The 14,542-nt window shown below is 61.5% G+C and carries 15 protein-coding genes; 5 read left to right on the forward strand and 10 right to left on the reverse strand.

The window, feature by feature from the left end; all coding sequences use genetic code 11:
- Positions 1 to 65: 65 nt before the first annotated feature.
- Both pyrH and RPG13_RS21430 read right to left on the reverse strand, forming a co-directional pair.
- Positions 66 to 788: a UMP kinase gene (pyrH, locus tag RPG13_RS21425; RefSeq protein ID WP_111546675.1), complete on the reverse strand. Its 723-nt coding sequence runs from the start codon at positions 786 to 788 to the stop codon at positions 66 to 68.
- A 138-nt stretch (positions 789 to 926) separates the two neighbouring features.
- Positions 927 to 2,033: an aldo/keto reductase gene (locus RPG13_RS21430; protein ID WP_337125958.1), complete on the reverse strand. Its 1,107-nt coding sequence runs from the start codon at positions 2,031 to 2,033 to the stop codon at positions 927 to 929.
- Between the two features lie 113 nt (positions 2,034 to 2,146).
- Between RPG13_RS21430 and RPG13_RS21435 the strand changes: the two genes are divergently transcribed.
- The gene (locus tag RPG13_RS21435) at positions 2,147 to 3,085 is read left to right on the forward strand and encodes a LysR family transcriptional regulator (protein ID WP_127203836.1); all 939 of its coding nucleotides are present in this window, start codon (positions 2,147 to 2,149) and stop codon (positions 3,083 to 3,085) included.
- A gap of 8 nt (positions 3,086 to 3,093) precedes the next feature.
- Here the strand turns inward: RPG13_RS21435 and tsf are convergent, their stop codons facing one another.
- The 6 genes from tsf to RPG13_RS21465 form a co-directional block, all read right to left on the reverse strand.
- Entirely contained in the window at positions 3,094 to 4,017 is a 924-nt protein-coding gene (gene tsf, locus RPG13_RS21440; RefSeq protein WP_095485255.1) for a translation elongation factor Ts, read from the reverse strand.
- A gap of 118 nt (positions 4,018 to 4,135) precedes the next feature.
- Positions 4,136 to 4,933 carry a 30S ribosomal protein S2 gene (gene rpsB / locus RPG13_RS21445; RefSeq protein WP_095485256.1) on the reverse strand — a complete coding sequence of 266 codons (798 nt, stop codon included), beginning with the start codon at positions 4,931 to 4,933 and terminating at the stop codon, positions 4,136 to 4,138.
- A 178-nt stretch (positions 4,934 to 5,111) separates the two neighbouring features.
- Positions 5,112 to 5,723, reverse strand: coding sequence for a LysE family translocator (locus tag RPG13_RS21450; RefSeq protein ID WP_127291682.1), 612 nt, complete (start codon positions 5,721 to 5,723; stop codon positions 5,112 to 5,114).
- Positions 5,720 to 5,998, reverse strand: coding sequence for a DUF4031 domain-containing protein (locus RPG13_RS21455; RefSeq protein WP_126106476.1), 279 nt, complete (start codon positions 5,996 to 5,998; stop codon positions 5,720 to 5,722). The genes RPG13_RS21450 and RPG13_RS21455 overlap by 4 nt, the downstream gene beginning before the upstream one ends.
- A gap of 69 nt (positions 5,999 to 6,067) precedes the next feature.
- On the reverse strand, positions 6,068 to 7,366 hold the full coding sequence (locus RPG13_RS21460) for a hypothetical protein (protein ID WP_337125959.1): 1,299 nt from the start codon (positions 7,364 to 7,366) through the stop codon (positions 6,068 to 6,070).
- Positions 7,367 to 7,469: 103 nt separating this feature from the next.
- Positions 7,470 to 8,300, reverse strand: a complete 831-nt coding sequence (locus RPG13_RS21465) for a cell envelope integrity EipB family protein (RefSeq protein WP_095485259.1) — start codon at positions 8,298 to 8,300, stop codon at positions 7,470 to 7,472.
- Positions 8,301 to 8,438: 138 nt separating this feature from the next.
- Between RPG13_RS21465 and RPG13_RS21470 the strand changes: the two genes are divergently transcribed.
- From RPG13_RS21470 to RPG13_RS21485, 4 genes are all read left to right on the forward strand, one after another.
- Positions 8,439 to 8,903, forward strand: coding sequence for a RidA family protein (locus tag RPG13_RS21470; RefSeq protein ID WP_095485260.1), 465 nt, complete (start codon positions 8,439 to 8,441; stop codon positions 8,901 to 8,903).
- A gap of 7 nt (positions 8,904 to 8,910) precedes the next feature.
- Positions 8,911 to 9,639 (forward strand): glycerophosphodiester phosphodiesterase, encoded by a 729-nt coding sequence (locus RPG13_RS21475; protein WP_095485261.1) that lies wholly within the window; start codon positions 8,911 to 8,913, stop codon positions 9,637 to 9,639.
- Between the two features lie 41 nt (positions 9,640 to 9,680).
- Positions 9,681 to 10,898 carry a GNAT family N-acetyltransferase gene (locus RPG13_RS21480; RefSeq protein ID WP_292502731.1) on the forward strand — a complete coding sequence of 406 codons (1,218 nt, stop codon included), beginning with the start codon at positions 9,681 to 9,683 and terminating at the stop codon, positions 10,896 to 10,898.
- A gap of 130 nt (positions 10,899 to 11,028) precedes the next feature.
- Positions 11,029 to 11,460 (forward strand): HIT family protein, encoded by a 432-nt coding sequence (locus tag RPG13_RS21485; RefSeq protein ID WP_127203830.1) that lies wholly within the window; start codon positions 11,029 to 11,031, stop codon positions 11,458 to 11,460.
- A gap of 87 nt (positions 11,461 to 11,547) precedes the next feature.
- On the opposite strand, the gene clpA is transcribed toward RPG13_RS21485, so the two are convergent.
- On the reverse strand, positions 11,548 to 14,016 hold the full coding sequence (gene clpA, locus RPG13_RS21490) for an ATP-dependent Clp protease ATP-binding subunit ClpA (protein WP_127203829.1): 2,469 nt from the start codon (positions 14,014 to 14,016) through the stop codon (positions 11,548 to 11,550).
- A gap of 6 nt (positions 14,017 to 14,022) precedes the next feature.
- Positions 14,023 to 14,349, reverse strand: coding sequence for an ATP-dependent Clp protease adapter ClpS (gene clpS, locus RPG13_RS21495; RefSeq protein WP_036241697.1), 327 nt, complete (start codon positions 14,347 to 14,349; stop codon positions 14,023 to 14,025).
- Positions 14,350 to 14,542: the final 193 nt, after the last annotated feature.

The raw sequence follows: 14,542 nt of genomic DNA on the forward strand, positions 1-14,542 counted from the left end.
CTCAATCCGAAACCGGCTCCCGCTTTTCGCTTACGCGGACCCTCGGTTCGGGATAGTGCTCCCGATCAGTCGTCCGCGACGACCGTGCAACGGCCGCCGCCCCTCAGAATATCACCGAAACCACCCTTCTCGTGGATCGAATAGACGATTATCGGAATGTTGTTTTCGCGCGCAAGTGCAATCGCGGCTGTATCCATGATCGAAAGACCGCGTTTTATGACTTCGCCATGGCTGATGCGCTCGAAGCGTGTAGCATTCGGGTCCTTCTTGGGATCGGCCGAATAGACGCCGTCGACCTGCGTGCCCTTGAACAGCGCATCGGCGCCGATTTCCGCCGCGCGAAGCGCCGCGGCCGAATCGGTGGTGAAGAACGGATTGCCGGTGCCGCCGGCAAAAATGACGACCTTGCCCTGGTTCATGTAGGCGGTCGCCTGGCGCTGCGAAAAGCTCTCGCAAAGCTCTGGCATGGCGATTGCCGACAGCACCACTGCGTCGACGCCGATCTTGTTCAGCGAAGTGCGCAGCGCCAGCGAGTTGATGACGGTGGCGAGCATGCCCATGTGGTCGCCGGTGACCCGGTCACCGCCCTTGGACGCAACCGCCACGCCGCGAAAGATGTTGCCGCCGCCGATGACGACGCCGACCTCGATGCCCAGGGCGCGGGCCTCGGCGATGTCGGCAGCGATGCGATCGACCACCGATACGTCGATGCCGAAATGCTGTTCACCCATCAGCGCTTCGCCCGAAGCTTTCAGCAAGACACGTCGATAGAGGGGCTTCACCGTCATCTGGTCCTCATCATTATGCGTGTGACGCGTCTGGGGCGGCTTCCCCGCGCAGGCGCTGCCCCGAAACATTGGCGTTCCGATACACGAAGGGCGCCGCGATGTCACGCGGCGCCCGAGCCGGAAAACTCTCTTCCCCTCTTAGCTTACGCCAGCAAAAGCACCTTGCATGAGCAGATCCGGCAGATAGCCAGCCGGCTTATCGCCGACCGCCTGGCCTCCCGTAAGGCCGCCCTGTATTTCCGAGCCGAAGAACGAATACGGAAAGGGTGTGATTGGTCGGCTCACCGCATCGAGCCGTGCCCGAAGCTCCTGCGGAATGTCGAAATCGAGCGCGCCGAGATTGTCCTTGAGTTGATCCAGCTTCGTCGCACCGATGATCACCGACGCAATGCCGGGCTGGGTCGCGGCGCAGTTCAAGGCGACCTGAGCCATGCTGCGGCCGAGCTGACTTGCGACCTTTTCCAGCTCGGCGACGATCTCCCAGTTGCGATCGTTGAATTTCTGAAACCCAGGATTGGTCGAGCCGCGCATCGTCTCCAGCCTGCCGCCTGCCTCATTCACTGTATCGGAACGATATTTCCCGCTGAGCAGACCGCTGGCCAACGGGCTCCAGACCATTATACCCGCACCGTAGCGCGTGCCGAATGGCACGAACTCATGTTCGATGTTGCGCTCCGCCAGCGAATATTCGAGCTGAAGCGCCGAAACCGGTTCATAGCCGCGATGCTCGGCAACCGACTGGGCCCGGCTTGCGTACCACGCCGGCACGTCCGACAGGCCGACATGGCGGATCTTTCCGGCGCGGACCAGATCATCCAGCGTCCGCATCACCTCCTCCGGAGGCGTCAGCCTGTCCCAGGCATGCAGGATGTAGAGATCGATATAATCGGTGCCGAGGCGCTTCAACGAGCCTTCGACCGCGCGGATGATGTTCTTGCGGCCGTTGCCTCCGGCATTCGGATTGCCTTCTTCGAGGTTCATGCTGAATTTGGTGCTGATCACCGCCTTGTCGCGCAGCCCACGCTCGGCGATGAATTCGCCAAGCCAGGTTTCGGATGTGCCTCCGGTGTAGGCGTCGGCCGTATCGAAGAAATTGCCGCCTGCCTCGACATAGGCATCGACCATCGCGCGGGCCGTTTCCTTTTCGGTGCCCCAGCCCCATTCCGTGCCGAAGGTCATAGTGCCGAACGCGAGTCGGGTGACACGCAGCCCGCTGTTGCCGAGCGTGTAATAGGACATGGTCATTGGTCGTCTCCTTGCTGCTTACAGAATTGGTGTTCAATGCAGCCTAGATGCGCCTCCTCTGCCCGATTGATGAGTTTGCATTATTAGGATGGACTATGCGATATTGTTCATGAATGGATCGAGACCTGCTCAGCCATCTTCCTGTCGTCGTCGCTGTGGCGCGGCGCGGCGGCTTTGCCTTGGCCGCCGCCGAACTCGGCATGAGTCCGTCGGCAGTCAGCCATGCGGTGCGGCTGGTGGAGGAGCGGATCGGCCAACCGCTGTTTGCCCGCACCACGCGCAGTGTCGCTCTGACTGAGGCCGGCGAGGCGCTTGTCGCGGCAGCGGAGCCGGCGCTGGAAGACATCGCGGACCGGATGGAGCGTATCCGCTCGGTCAAAGGCAGAGCGAGCGGGCTGCTCAGGATCAACGCGCCGCGCATTGCGCTGCCTCTGGCCCTGATGCCCATCCTGTCGGCAATGGCGGAGCGTTATCCCGACGTGACGGTGGAGATCGTCACCGACGAACGCTTGAGCGACATCGTCGGCGAAGGTTTCGACGCTGGCATCCGGCTTGGCGAGATGATCGCCGAGGACATGGTGACGGTGCGGCTGACCCAGCCTTTCCGCACCATCGTCGTCGCCTCTCCGGCCTATGTCGGCCGTCATGGACAGCCACGGACGCTGGCCGATCTCTCGGCGCACAACTGCATCGGATACAGGCTGCTGCGATCGCGTGCTCTCTACCGCTGGGACCTGAACGACCAGGGCAAGGATATCAGCGTCGAGACGCGCGGCAGCGTCGTCCTCACCGATCCGCTTTCGGCGCGAGATATGGCGCTGGCCGGCATCGGCCTCGCCTATCTGTTCGAGCCGCTTGTCCGGGCTGACGTAGAGGCCGGCCGGCTGGTAGAAGTCCTGCGCGACACCTCGATCGATGAACCGGGGCTGTTCCTCTATTTTCCACGCCGGGCGGCGATGGCGCCGAAGCTCAGGGCCTTCATCGACACCGCGCAAGAAATCGGCCGGGCATCCTCGCGGACACCCGGCCGTAAAGTCTTTTCAGAAAGATAGAGTGCGGTTTACTTCTTGACCGCTGCCGCGACTTCCGCCGCGAAATCGGTCTCTTCCTTCTCGATGCCCTCGCCGAGCGCGAAGCGCAGATAGGCAGTGATCTTGGCCGGTGCGCCGATTTCCTTTTCGGCATCCGTCAGCGCCTTCTCGACGGTGATGTCGGGATTGAGCACAAAAGCCTGCTTGAGCAGCACGACCTCTTCGTAGAACTTGCGCAGACGGCCCTCGACCATCTTCTCGATGATCGCTTCCGGCTTGCCGGACTGGCGCGCCTGGTCGGCGAAGATCGCCTTCTCGCGCTCGACCGCGGCCGGATCGAGCTGTTCCGTCGTCAGCGCCATTGGGTTGGTGGCGGCGACATGCATGGCGACTTGGCGGGCAAAGGCGTTGGCTGCCTGCGCGTTGCCTGTTGTTTCGATGGCGACCAGCACGCCGAGCTTGCCAAGGCCGTCGGCAACCGCATTGTGGACGTAGGTCGCAACAGCGCCGTGTTCGACGGTGAGCTTGGCCGAACGGCGGAAACCAAGATTCTCGCCGATCGTGCCGACAGCGTCCTTGATGGTCTCGGTGACCGACTTGTCCGAACCCGGATACGGCGCGGCTGCGACGGCCTCGGTCTTGCCGCCATAGGCGAGCGCGACCTTGGCAACCTTGGCGACGATCTCCTGGAAGGCGGCGTTGCGGGCAACGAAGTCCGTCTCGGAATTGACCTCGACGACTGCCGCCTCGCGGATACCGGAATCGACGCCGATGAGACCCTCGGCCGCGGTACGGCCGGCCTTCTTGTCGGCCTTGGAGATGCCCTTCTTGCGCAGCCAGTCGACGGCCTCTTCCATGTTGCCGTTGGTCTCGTTCAACGCCGCCTTGCAATCCATCATGCCCGCGCCGGTCAAGTCGCGGAGTTCTTTGACCTGTGCAGCCGAAATGCTCATTGTCGCCTCTTTGTTTTAAAATGCACCGACGCACCACCGGTCCTCGATGATGCGCCTGGCGCCAGCGCTCAGCGCGCCAAAATATGAGAAAGATGAAGGCCGAAACCGGCCTTCGCTGTTACGCTTCCGGTGTCTGGGCAGCCGGTGTCTCGGCGGCCGGCGTCGGCTCGAGTGCCGGCTCGACCGGAGCCTCGGCCAAAGCGCCGACATCGACGCCGAGCGCGCCCTGCTGGCGGGCGATGCCGTCGATTGCAGCCTTGGCGATCAGATCGCAATAGAGCTGGATGGCGCGGGCAGCGTCGTCATTGCCCGGAATCGGGAAATCGATCTTGTCCGGGTCGCAGTTGGAATCGATGATGGCGACGACCGGGATGCCGAGACGCTTGGCCTCGAGGATGGCGATCGCTTCCTTGTTGGTGTCGATCACGAACATCAGGTCGGGCGTCGAGCCCATGTCCTTGATGCCGCCCAGCGCCTTGTCGAGCTTCTCGCGCTCGCGATCGAGGTTGAGGCGCTCCTTCTTGGTGAGCCCTTGGGCCTCGCCTGCCAGCATCTCGTCGAGCTTGCGCAAGCGCTGGATGGAATTCGAGATCGTCTTCCAGTTGGTCATCATGCCGCCGAGCCAGCGGGAATTGACATAGTACTGGGCCGAGCGCTGCGCGGCGTCGGCGACGATGTCGGACGCCTGACGCTTGGTGCCGACGAACAGCACGCGGCCACCCTTGGCGACGGTGTCGGAAACCTGCTTCAGCGCCTGGTGCAGCAGCGGCACCGTCTGTGAGAGGTCGATGATGTGGATGTTGTTGCGGGCGCCATAGATATAGGGCGCCATCTTCGGGTTCCAGCGGTGGGTCTGGTGGCCGAAGTGAATGCCAGCTTCCAAAAGCTGACGCATGCTGAAATCAGGCAGAGCCATTCTCGAGTATCCTTTCCGGTTAGCCTCCACGGACACAGGCATTTCTGGACTTTGTCCTCGAACGCCACCGGAGGTTTCAGCCGGATTTCTCCCGGGCAGACACCAAAGTCCGTGTGTGGAATGAGCGCGCATATAGAGGGGATGCGCGACAAACGCAAGCGCTGCGGTGTCTTGCGGCTCAGCGTGCGGCGATCAGCGCACCGGTGCCGATCATGGCGCCGCCAGCAAACCTGTTCATCAAGCGCATCCGCCTCGGCGTTTTGAACCAGCTCGAAGCCTGCCCGGCAAGCACCGCATAGACGCCCATGGTGATAATGTTGACGCCGATCACGACCGCAACCACGAGCAGCCCCTCAGCGAGGCTCATCGTGTTGAGATCGAGGATCAGCGGCATAATCGAGGCGTGGAACAGGATCGCCTTGGGATTGCCCAGAGCAATGGAGATGCCGAGGAAAAACGATCGAGACAATCTTGCCTGCGTTGCCTGCAGTCCGCTCGATCCCGCCGAAGCCGATCGCCACATCCTGATGCCAAGAAACATCAGATAGGCAGCACCCGCATATTTCAGGATGAGAAAAACCCATTCGAAGGTCTGTGCCAGTGCCACGAGACCGAGCAGCGCCAAAGTCACCAGCACCGCGTCGCCGGCGGCGATGCCGAGACCAGCCAGGAAAGCGCGAACGAACCCACGCGAGACGCCGTTGGCGATAACCGTGAATACCGCGGGGCCAGGCGTGGCGGCGGCAAATGTGATCGCGGCGCAGTAAGCCAGAAATACCGTCAGCGTCATGGTCGTATCTTCCCCTTCGGCACGCGAACACGCCGGAAAACAGCAACGATCTCCTCGCGGCTGCATTCGAGGGCGCCTAGCCGTACCGCGCGGTCGCGTTCGAAGCCGGTTATGTCATAATGCGGCGCCGATGTCTTCGGCGGTCCCTGATAGGACGAACGCTTGACGCCGAGCTGTGCTGCAAAACGGTGCAACTCGTCGGTGTCGTCGGCCAGCAGGTGACACCAGCGGTGGCCGACCCATTTCCAGATCGCCGCGTCGACATAGACCGCCATGAGGCTCGCCGCACTCCTTCATCTTGCGCCGTCCAGCGGAGCCAGCTCAAATGGAGCCAAGATCCAATGCTAGTGATGATAGAAGGGATTCGGATAGAAAATGAAGCCGCCGGCGGCTTCGAGTTCGGCTACGGTCCTGGTGACGGCCTCCTGCATGCGGCTGTGCAACTCTGCAAGCGCATCTTCGATCGAGCCAGGATAGGCGTGCAATCCCAACGGCTCCGGCACCCGGATATGAGCGCAGCGCGGCCCGGCCGGTTGCGGCACGAAGCGGTTGACCGTGTCGCGCAGCGTGCCTTTGCAATAATCATTGCGGATACGCTTCAGATGCTCGGCGATCTCCTCTTGCGTGATGCGCGGGTTGGCTGAGGCCCACTTCCCAACGCGTTGGAGACGCTGGATCGTGTCCGCCAGCGCCCGGACCTGCTTTTGCCGTTCGGCGTCACCGGTGTTTTCCCGCAGCCAGCGGCGCGACCGGCGCAAAAGCTCGGCAGCCTCGTTGGCGCCGGGATCGACCGAAATACCCTCCCCCAGACGCCGGCTCAGCTCGAGCAGCAGTTGCTTTTGACGCGCGGCATACGAAGCCCGCTCGTCGGGCGCCATGCCGCAGGCAATCTCATCGCGCGACAGCAGCGTCGCATAGATGTGGTGGACGCGCTCCGGCAGCGTATCGCCGGCACGGCGCTCGATCTTCAGGCTCTTCTCGACATAGGCGCATTCCTGCGCCAGAGCCGGCTCGACATTCTTGGTGAAGGCGAGCTTCCAGACAACCGGCGCGATCCAAACCCTAGAATCCTGATCGGTGGCGCGAGCGCGCTTGAGCGCTTCGAATCCCATCTCGACCGCGCCCGGGAGAAGCGGACCGACAACATCGGCATGCCAGCCGACGCCGCCTTCGGGATGCAAGAGCACACCATGCCCTTTCAGCGCCCAGGCGATCGAGTGTTCCTTGGCAGCCCCACTGTTGCCGGGAATCTGGGCGATCAGATTGTTGGCCAGCCAGAATTTCTGCATGATCCGGCCGAGGCCGTTGACGACGCCATGCGTGGCCCAGGATGCCGCGAGCGGACTGACCTGCGAGACGACCTCCTTGTCGATCATCCAGTCGGTAAAGAATTCCGGATGATTGGGCGTGATGAACGTCGCCTTGCCTGGCCCGCAACAGGCCTTCAGCCGCTGCCGGTCGTCGTCGGGAAAGTCGATATGGCGGACATTGGCGACGCCGCGCAATCCGGCCAGGCGGTTGAACGGCAACAGGTCGCGAAATCCGGGAATGCCGTGCAGCATGACAAGCCGGTTGACGACAGTCATGATCCTGATCAGCGCCGGATTGGGCCTCGGCGCCACGAACACATCGATTCTGTTCAACCCATCCCCCCGATCGACCCGTCGGCGTAGAGGTTGAGATGCAATTGCGGCGTGTTCAAGTCATTCGCCGCCGCCGCTTTGTGGCGTGGTTAAGCTGAAAGCCCTATTTCGGCGGACAGGCCTTCGACTGATCGAACAACGACAGATTGACCAGCTTGCCGGTCATCGAGAACTCGCCGTAGTCCATGACGAGGTCGCGCGTGATGCCGTTCTCATGCAGCTTGAAGCTGATCCGGTACTCCGGCACCTCCTCGCCTGTCTTGTCGGTGCCATCGAAATAGGCGATGTCGACTGGCCAGTATTTGTCGGTGGCGAGTTTCGCCAGTGCCGGCGCTTCCGGATCGGTCTTGTCGGCATCAGCTTTCTTGCCGACGACGACGGTGGTGGTCATCACCTTGTCTGCATCTTCCGAGCCGTCGAACAGATTGGTTTCGTAGAAATTTTCGCCTTTTTCGGCCTTGTCGATCAGCTCGACCAGATGCTGGGTCGGAAACTGGGTGGCGGCCAGTTCGAGGCTGTTCTTCTCCGGCTTGTCGATGTCGACCTTGAGGCCCTTCGTCTCCTTCGTCGCCGTGCCCTTGACCTCCTTGTCAAGGTTCTGGTCGACGAAGGATTTTGTCACGAACGAGAAAGTCTTGCCTTCGGCGTCCTCGAAAGTGGTCGTCTGCTGGTCGGTCAGCTTTGTTGTGTTGTCGTTGGTGGCAATCTGGGTGACGAAGCGAAACTTCACCGTGTAGCCTTCGCAAGGCGAGCCGTTGAACTCATAGACCATGCGGCCGGAAATGCCGGTGATGCCCGAGCGGTCGGAAGCCTTGTCCAGGCTCAGATCATAAACCGCGCGATGCGCCTGCAGTGCCGGCACCGCAAAAGCCGGCGCCATCGAGAACACCGCTGGCAGCAGGACTGCATGGAATGCGAGACGTGTTGCGCGCATGAGGAGCTCCGATCATCGCGCCTGATGGCAGGCCGCAGGGAAAGATGGTCCAGCTTAAAAAAAGTCGTGGCGGAAGCGAGGCAAAAATAGCAATTTCGGCCCGACCTGCGCGCCGTCATCAAGCAATAGGGAAATACCATGAATGAAACAATCGAAAAGCGGCTGAGCGACCTCGGCGTGACGCTTCCGATCGCCGCCGCGCCCGCCGCCAACTACGTGCCCTTTTGCAGGTCAGGCAATCTGCTGTTCACCGCCGGACAGCTGCCGCTCAAGGACGGCAAGGTGCAGGCGAGCGGACTGCTCGGCCGCGATGTCGACACCGCAACTGGCAAGGAAGCGGCAAAATACTGCGCGATCAACATATTGGCGCAGGCCAAGGCAGCACTTGGCGATCTCGAGAGAATCCGCCGCCTGGTGAAGATCACCGTCTTCGTCGCCTCGGCGCCCGATTTTGTAGAGCAGCATCTGGTTGCCAACGGCGCCTCGGATTTTCTGGTTGCAGTGCTTGGCGATCACGGCAAACATGCCCGCTCCGCCGTCGGCGCCGCCTCCCTGCCGCTTAATGCCGCAGTGGAAATCGAAGCCATTTTCGAAGTCGAATGAGCCAGACATGACCGACCTTTCCTGGCTGACCGCCCGACCCGTGGCCCATCGCGGCCTCCACGACATGAACAAGACGCGCTGGGAGAACACTCTCTCCGCCTTCGCCGCGGCAGCCGAACGCGGCTATGCGATCGAATGCGACGTGCATCTGTCGTCTGACCGCATCCCGGTCATCATCCATGACCGTGATCTGAAGCGGCTGACCGGCCAGGACGGTTTCGTCTGGCAGCGCACGGCAGCGGAAATGACGGCGCTCAAGATCGGCGGCACATCAGACCATCTGCCGACCCTGCAGCAGGCACTCGACCTGGTCGATGGTCGTGTGCCGATGGTCGTCGAGCTGAAAGGGGCCCCCGGCCATGACGAAGGCCTGGTGGAAAGCGTCGGCAAGATGCTCAAGCGCTACAAGGGCAAGGCGGCAATCATGTCGTTCGACCACTGGCTGATCCGCGATTTCCCGAAACACGCGCCCGGCATTCCGGGCGGGCTGACCGCCTATGGCAAAGACACACCCCTGATCGAGGCGCATTTCGCCATGCTGGCGCATGACATCGCCTTCACCTCCTATGCCGCCGGCGACCTGCCGAACCGGTTCGTCTCCTTCGTGCGCGAAAGGCTCAAAATGCCGGTAATCACCTGGACCGTGCTCGACCAACCGGCGGTCGACCTGACCTTCAGATATGCCGATCAGATGACGTTCGAAGGATTCGAACCCGATCTTATACAGGTCGCTTGAACCGGGCTTGCATGGACCGGCATGGAGCTTAAATAAGCCCAATGGATCAAGGCGATGAAGGCGACGGGCAAACGGCGAATGGAGAGTATGCGATCCGGGTTGCCTCCGGCATCGGAGCCTTTACCTGCGCGGAATGGGATGGCCTCGGCGGCACCACCCGCAGCGATACAGAAAACGGCTACAACCCACTCGTTTCATTCGCTTTTCTGAGTGCACTCGAGGATTCCGGCTGCGCCGTGCGGCGCACCGGCTGGCAGGGCCATCATCTCAGGCTGGAGACAGCGCAGGGAAAACTGCTCGGTGCCGTTCCCTGCTACCTGAAATCGCACAGCCAGGGCGAATATGTTTTCGACCACGGCTGGTCGGACGCGTTTGAGCGCGCCGGCGGGCGCTATTATCCAAAACTGCAATGCGCCGTGCCGTTCACGCCGGTCACCGGCCCTCGCCTGCTGGTCAACAAGGGCGAGGACAGTTGCGCAGTGAAAGCCGGCTTGGCAGCAGGCCTGAAGGCGGTGACGGAAAAGCTCGGCGTGTCTTCCGCGCACGTGACCTTCGCGCAGGAAAAAGATGTTGGGGCGTTGGAAGCGGCGGGCTTCCTGCACCGCACCGACCAGCAGTTCCACTTCTTCAATGAAGGTTTTTCGACCTACGACGATTTTCTCGCCACTCTGGCATCGCGCAAGCGCAAGGCGTTGAAGAAGGAGCGGCGCGAGGCGCTCGCTCACGGCATCTCGATCGACTGGCTGACCGGCAAGGACCTGACCGAAAGGGTCTGGGACGACTTCTTTGCCTTCTACATGGATACCGGCAGCAGGAAATGGGGGCGGCCCTATCTCAGCCGCGAGTTCTTCTCGATGATCGGCGAGCGCATGGCCGACGACATCCTGCTGGTGATGGCCAAGCGCAATGGGCGCTACATTGCCGGCGCCATCAATTTCATCGGTTCCGATGCGCTCTACGGGCGCAACTGGGGCTGCATCGAAGACCATCCTTTCCTGCATTTCGAGGTCTGTTATCATCAGGCGATCGACTTCGCGATCGACCGTAAGCTGAAAGTGGTCGAGGCGGGCGCGCAAGGCGAGCACAAGCTGGCGCGCGGCTATAGGCCGGTGACCATGCATTCGGCGCATTACATCGCGCATCCCGGCTTGCGCAATGCGGTCGCCGACTATCTCAGACGCGAGCGGCGCGAGGTCGAGCGGATGGGCGACTATCTCGAAGAACACACTCCGTTCCGCAAGGATCTGGCGGACGATTAGAGCGACGTGCGTCCAATTGGACGCACAAAGTACGCTCTAACACTTTGAACCTCCTCATCGTACTTTCCGAAAATCGATTCCGATTTTCGGGTCGATGCGGTAGAGCAAGGCACAATCGGGAGCGCACGCCATGGCCGACCCCACCTACGACAGCAACAATATCTTCGCGAAAATCCTGCTCGGTGAAATTCCGTCGCATCGCGTCTATGAAGATGACGCAGTTGTCGCCTTCATGGATGTAATGCCGCAGGGGCCGGGTCATACACTGGTTGTGCCGAAGGCGCAGTCGCGCAACCTGCTTGACGCGGACCCGGCAGTGTTCGGCCCGCTCTTCGCAAATGTCCAGAAAGTTGCGCGGGCAGTGAAAAAGGCCTTCGATGCCGATGGCGTCACCATCATGCAGTTCAACGAGCCTGCTTCAGGCCAGACCGTCTTTCACCTCCATGTCCATGTCATTCCACGCTTCGAGGGCATCCCCTTGAAGCCACATAGCGGGCAGATGGAGAAACCGGAAGTGTTGGCTGAGAACGCTGGCAAGATACGGACGGCGCTGGGAAACTGAAGCCGGGCGGCGCGCACAATGCCTTCGGCCACTCTTTATCCAACAAAAAAGCCCCGTTTCCGGGGCTTTTTTCAGCTTTCAGGGCCATCACGCCTTGCGGGGCAGTTGCGGCACCAGGCTGCGCTTACTGCCATCCTTGCTCTTAGGCTCCGCCTTCTGCGCTATCGCCTTTTTCGCGACGGGCTTCTTGGCGGCAGCCTTCTTGGGCTTCGGCGTGTCGTCCGGTTCTTCCTTCTTCGGCTTGACCGGCGCCTCGTCGGCGAGCGACTCGAGCTTCAGGCCGGTCTCGCCGGTCTCCTTCTTCTCGACGGTGACACGCACCGTGCCGCCCTTCTTGAGCTTGCCGAACAGCACCTCGTCGGCCAACGGCTTCTTGATGTGCTCCTGGATGACCCGGCCGAGCGGCCGCGCTCCCATGCGCTCGTCATAGCCCTTCTCGGCCAGCCAGGCGATCGCCTCCTGCGACAGGTCGAAAGTGACGCCACGCTCGGAAAGCTGGGCCTCAAGCTGCATGACGAACTTCTGCACCACCTGGTGGATGACCGGAACCGGCAGCGAGCCGAACGGGATGATCGCATCGAGACGGTTGCGGAACTCCGGCGTGAACAGCCGATTGATCGCTTCGACGTCGTCGCCTTCGCGCTTGGTCGAGCCGAAACCGATCGCCGCGCGCTGCGCATCCGAGGCGCCCGCATTGGTGGTCATGATCAAGATGACATTGCGGAAGTCGATCTGCTTGCCGTTGTGGTCGGTCAGCTTGCCATGGTCCATGACCTGCAACAGGATGTTGAACAGGTCCGGATGCGCCTTCTCGACCTCATCCAGCAACAGCACGCAATGCGGATGCTGGTCGACGCCGTCGGTCAACAGGCCGCCCTGATCGAAGCCGACATAGCCGGGAGGCGCGCCGATCAGTCGCGAGACGGTGTGGCGTTCCATGTATTCCGACATGTCGAAGCGGATCAGCTCGACACCGAGCGAAGCGGCGAGCTGCTTTGCCACTTCGGTCTTGCCGACGCCGGTCGGTCCCGAGAACAGATAGGAGCCGATCGGCTTCTCCGGCTCGCGCAGGCCCGCCCGCGCCAGCTTGATCGCCGAGGTCAACGCCGTGATCGCGGTATCCTGACCGTAGACGACGCGCTTCAGCTCGATGTCGAGACCGGCCAGCACCTTCTCGTCGTCGGCGGAAACCGTCTTCGGCGGAATGCGGGCGATGGTGGCGATCGTCGCTTCGATCTCCTTGATGCCGATCGTCTTCTTGCGCTTGGCCTCCGGCACCAGCATTTGTGAGGCGCCGGTCTCGTCGATCACGTCGATCGCCTTGTCCGGCAGCTTGCGGTCGTTGATATAGCGCGCCGACAATTCGACCGAAGCCTTGATCGCCTCAGCCGTGTAGCGAACCTTGTGGAACTCCTCGAAATACGGCTTCAGACCCTTCATGATCTCGATGGCGTCCTCGATGGTCGGCTCGTTGACGTCGATCTTCTGGAAGCGCCGCACCAGGGCGCGATCCTTCTCGAAGAACTGGCGGAACTCCTTGTAGGTGGTCGAGCCGATGCAGCGGATCGCGCCGGACGACAGCGCCGGCTTCAACAGATTCGACGCATCCATGGCGCCACCTGACGTCGCCCCTGCCCCGATCACCGTGTGGATCTCATCGATGAACAGGACCGCGCCCGGATAATCCTCGAGTTCCTTGACGACCTGCTTCAGCCGCTCCTCGAAATCGCCGCGATAGCGCGTGCCGGCCAGCAATGTTCCCATGTCGAGCGCGAAGATGGTGGCGTTGTGCAACACTTCCGGCACGTCGCCCTCGACGATGCGCTTGGCAAGGCCTTCGGCGATCGCCGTCTTGCCGACGCCGGGGTCGCCGACATAGAGCGGATTGTTCTTGGAGCGGCGGCACAGCACCTGGATGGTGCGGTTGATCTCGGACTCGCGGCCGATCAGCGGATCGATCTTGCCGGCCTTGGCCTTGTTGTTCAGGTTGACGCAATAGGCGGTCAGCGCGTCCTGCTGCTGCTTTTTCTTGCCGCCGTCCTCTTGCGGCTCGGCGCCGTTCTGGCCGCCCTGCTCGTCGTCGGCGCCGCGCGGCGACCGCGTCTCGGATGCGCCGGGGCGCTTGGCGATGCCGTGCGAGATGTAGTTGACCGCGTCATAGCGGGTCATCTGCTGTTCCTGCAGGAAATAGGCGGCATGGCTCTCGCGCTCGGCGAAGATGGCAACGAGCACGTTAGCGCCGGACACTTCCTCGCGGCCGGACGACTGAACATGGATCACCGCGCGCTGGATGACGCGCTGGAAACCGGCCGTTGGCTTGGAGTCCTCGTCGTAACCGGTGACGAGATTGTCGAGCTCGGTGTCGATATAGGTGAGAACCGTATGCTTCAGCTCGTCGAGATCGACGTTGCAGGCGCGCATGACCGCGGCCGCCTCGGTATCGTCGATGAGGGCGAGCAGCAAATGTTCAAGGGTTGCGTATTCGTGGTGCCGCTCATTGGCGAGCGTCAGCGCCTGGTGAAGCGCCTTTTCCAGGCCTTGGGAGAAAGCCGGCATGTTACCTCACTTCTTCTCCATCACGCATTGCAGCGGATGCTGATTCTGTCGGGCGAAATCCATGACCTGAGACACTTTGGTCTCGGCCACCTCGAATGTATAGACCCCGCACTCGCCCACTCCATGATTGTGAACATGTAGCATGATGCGTGTGGCGGCTTCACGGTCCTTCTGGAAAAAACGCTCCAGCACGTGAACCACGAATTCCATGGGCGTGTAGTCGTCGTTGAGAATGAGGACCCGATAAAGGCTAGGCTTCTTGGTCTTGGTTTTAGTGCGTGTGATAACAGCCGTGCCGCGACCGGCCTCGTTGCCGTCGCTGCCGTTTTGCATACGCACCACATCTCCTGTGGCAGTCAAACCTGTAGTCACGTAGTCCTGCCTTTTTCGAATCCCCGAGCGAGTTCGACATGTAGGTGTTCGATGGACGATTTTAAGCCCTTCTGTTTAGCTGACAATATGGCTAGGTGGCCAAACTTGGCCGATTTTCGAAATCGTGAAGGCGACAGAGCCCCTGATCTCAAAT

It is taken from the genome of Mesorhizobium sp. ISC15 (assembly GCF_037162615.1).
Lineage (GTDB): Bacteria > Pseudomonadota > Alphaproteobacteria > Rhizobiales > Rhizobiaceae > Mesorhizobium > Mesorhizobium mediterraneum.

What these genes read in the sequence shown, in the direction of transcription:
- clpA (WP_127203829.1), bottom strand. Translation starts at nt 14,016, where the DNA reads ATGCCGGCTTTCTCCCAAGGCCTGGAAAAGGCGCTTCACCAGGCGCTG.
- RPG13_RS21475 (WP_095485261.1), top strand. Translation starts at nt 8,911, where the DNA reads ATGACCGACCTTTCCTGGCTGACCGCCCGACCCGTGGCCCATCGCGGC.
- RPG13_RS21480 (WP_292502731.1), top strand. Translation starts at nt 9,681, where the DNA reads ATGGATCAAGGCGATGAAGGCGACGGGCAAACGGCGAATGGAGAGTAT.
- RPG13_RS21470 (WP_095485260.1), top strand. Translation starts at nt 8,439, where the DNA reads ATGAATGAAACAATCGAAAAGCGGCTGAGCGACCTCGGCGTGACGCTT.
- RPG13_RS21455 (WP_126106476.1), bottom strand. Translation starts at nt 5,998, where the DNA reads ATGGCGGTCTATGTCGACGCGGCGATCTGGAAATGGGTCGGCCACCGC.
- RPG13_RS21450 (WP_127291682.1), bottom strand. Translation starts at nt 5,723, where the DNA reads ATGACGCTGACGGTATTTCTGGCTTACTGCGCCGCGATCACATTTGCC.
- RPG13_RS21435 (WP_127203836.1), top strand. Translation starts at nt 2,147, where the DNA reads ATGGATCGAGACCTGCTCAGCCATCTTCCTGTCGTCGTCGCTGTGGCG.
- RPG13_RS21465 (WP_095485259.1), bottom strand. Translation starts at nt 8,300, where the DNA reads ATGCGCGCAACACGTCTCGCATTCCATGCAGTCCTGCTGCCAGCGGTG.
- RPG13_RS21430 (WP_337125958.1), bottom strand. Translation starts at nt 2,033, where the DNA reads ATGACCATGTCCTATTACACGCTCGGCAACAGCGGGCTGCGTGTCACC.
- RPG13_RS21485 (WP_127203830.1), top strand. Translation starts at nt 11,029, where the DNA reads ATGGCCGACCCCACCTACGACAGCAACAATATCTTCGCGAAAATCCTG.
- clpS (WP_036241697.1), bottom strand. Translation starts at nt 14,349, where the DNA reads ATGCAAAACGGCAGCGACGGCAACGAGGCCGGTCGCGGCACGGCTGTT.
- tsf (WP_095485255.1), bottom strand. Translation starts at nt 4,017, where the DNA reads ATGAGCATTTCGGCTGCACAGGTCAAAGAACTCCGCGACTTGACCGGC.
- rpsB (WP_095485256.1), bottom strand. Translation starts at nt 4,933, where the DNA reads ATGGCTCTGCCTGATTTCAGCATGCGTCAGCTTTTGGAAGCTGGCATT.
- pyrH (WP_111546675.1), bottom strand. Translation starts at nt 788, where the DNA reads ATGACGGTGAAGCCCCTCTATCGACGTGTCTTGCTGAAAGCTTCGGGC.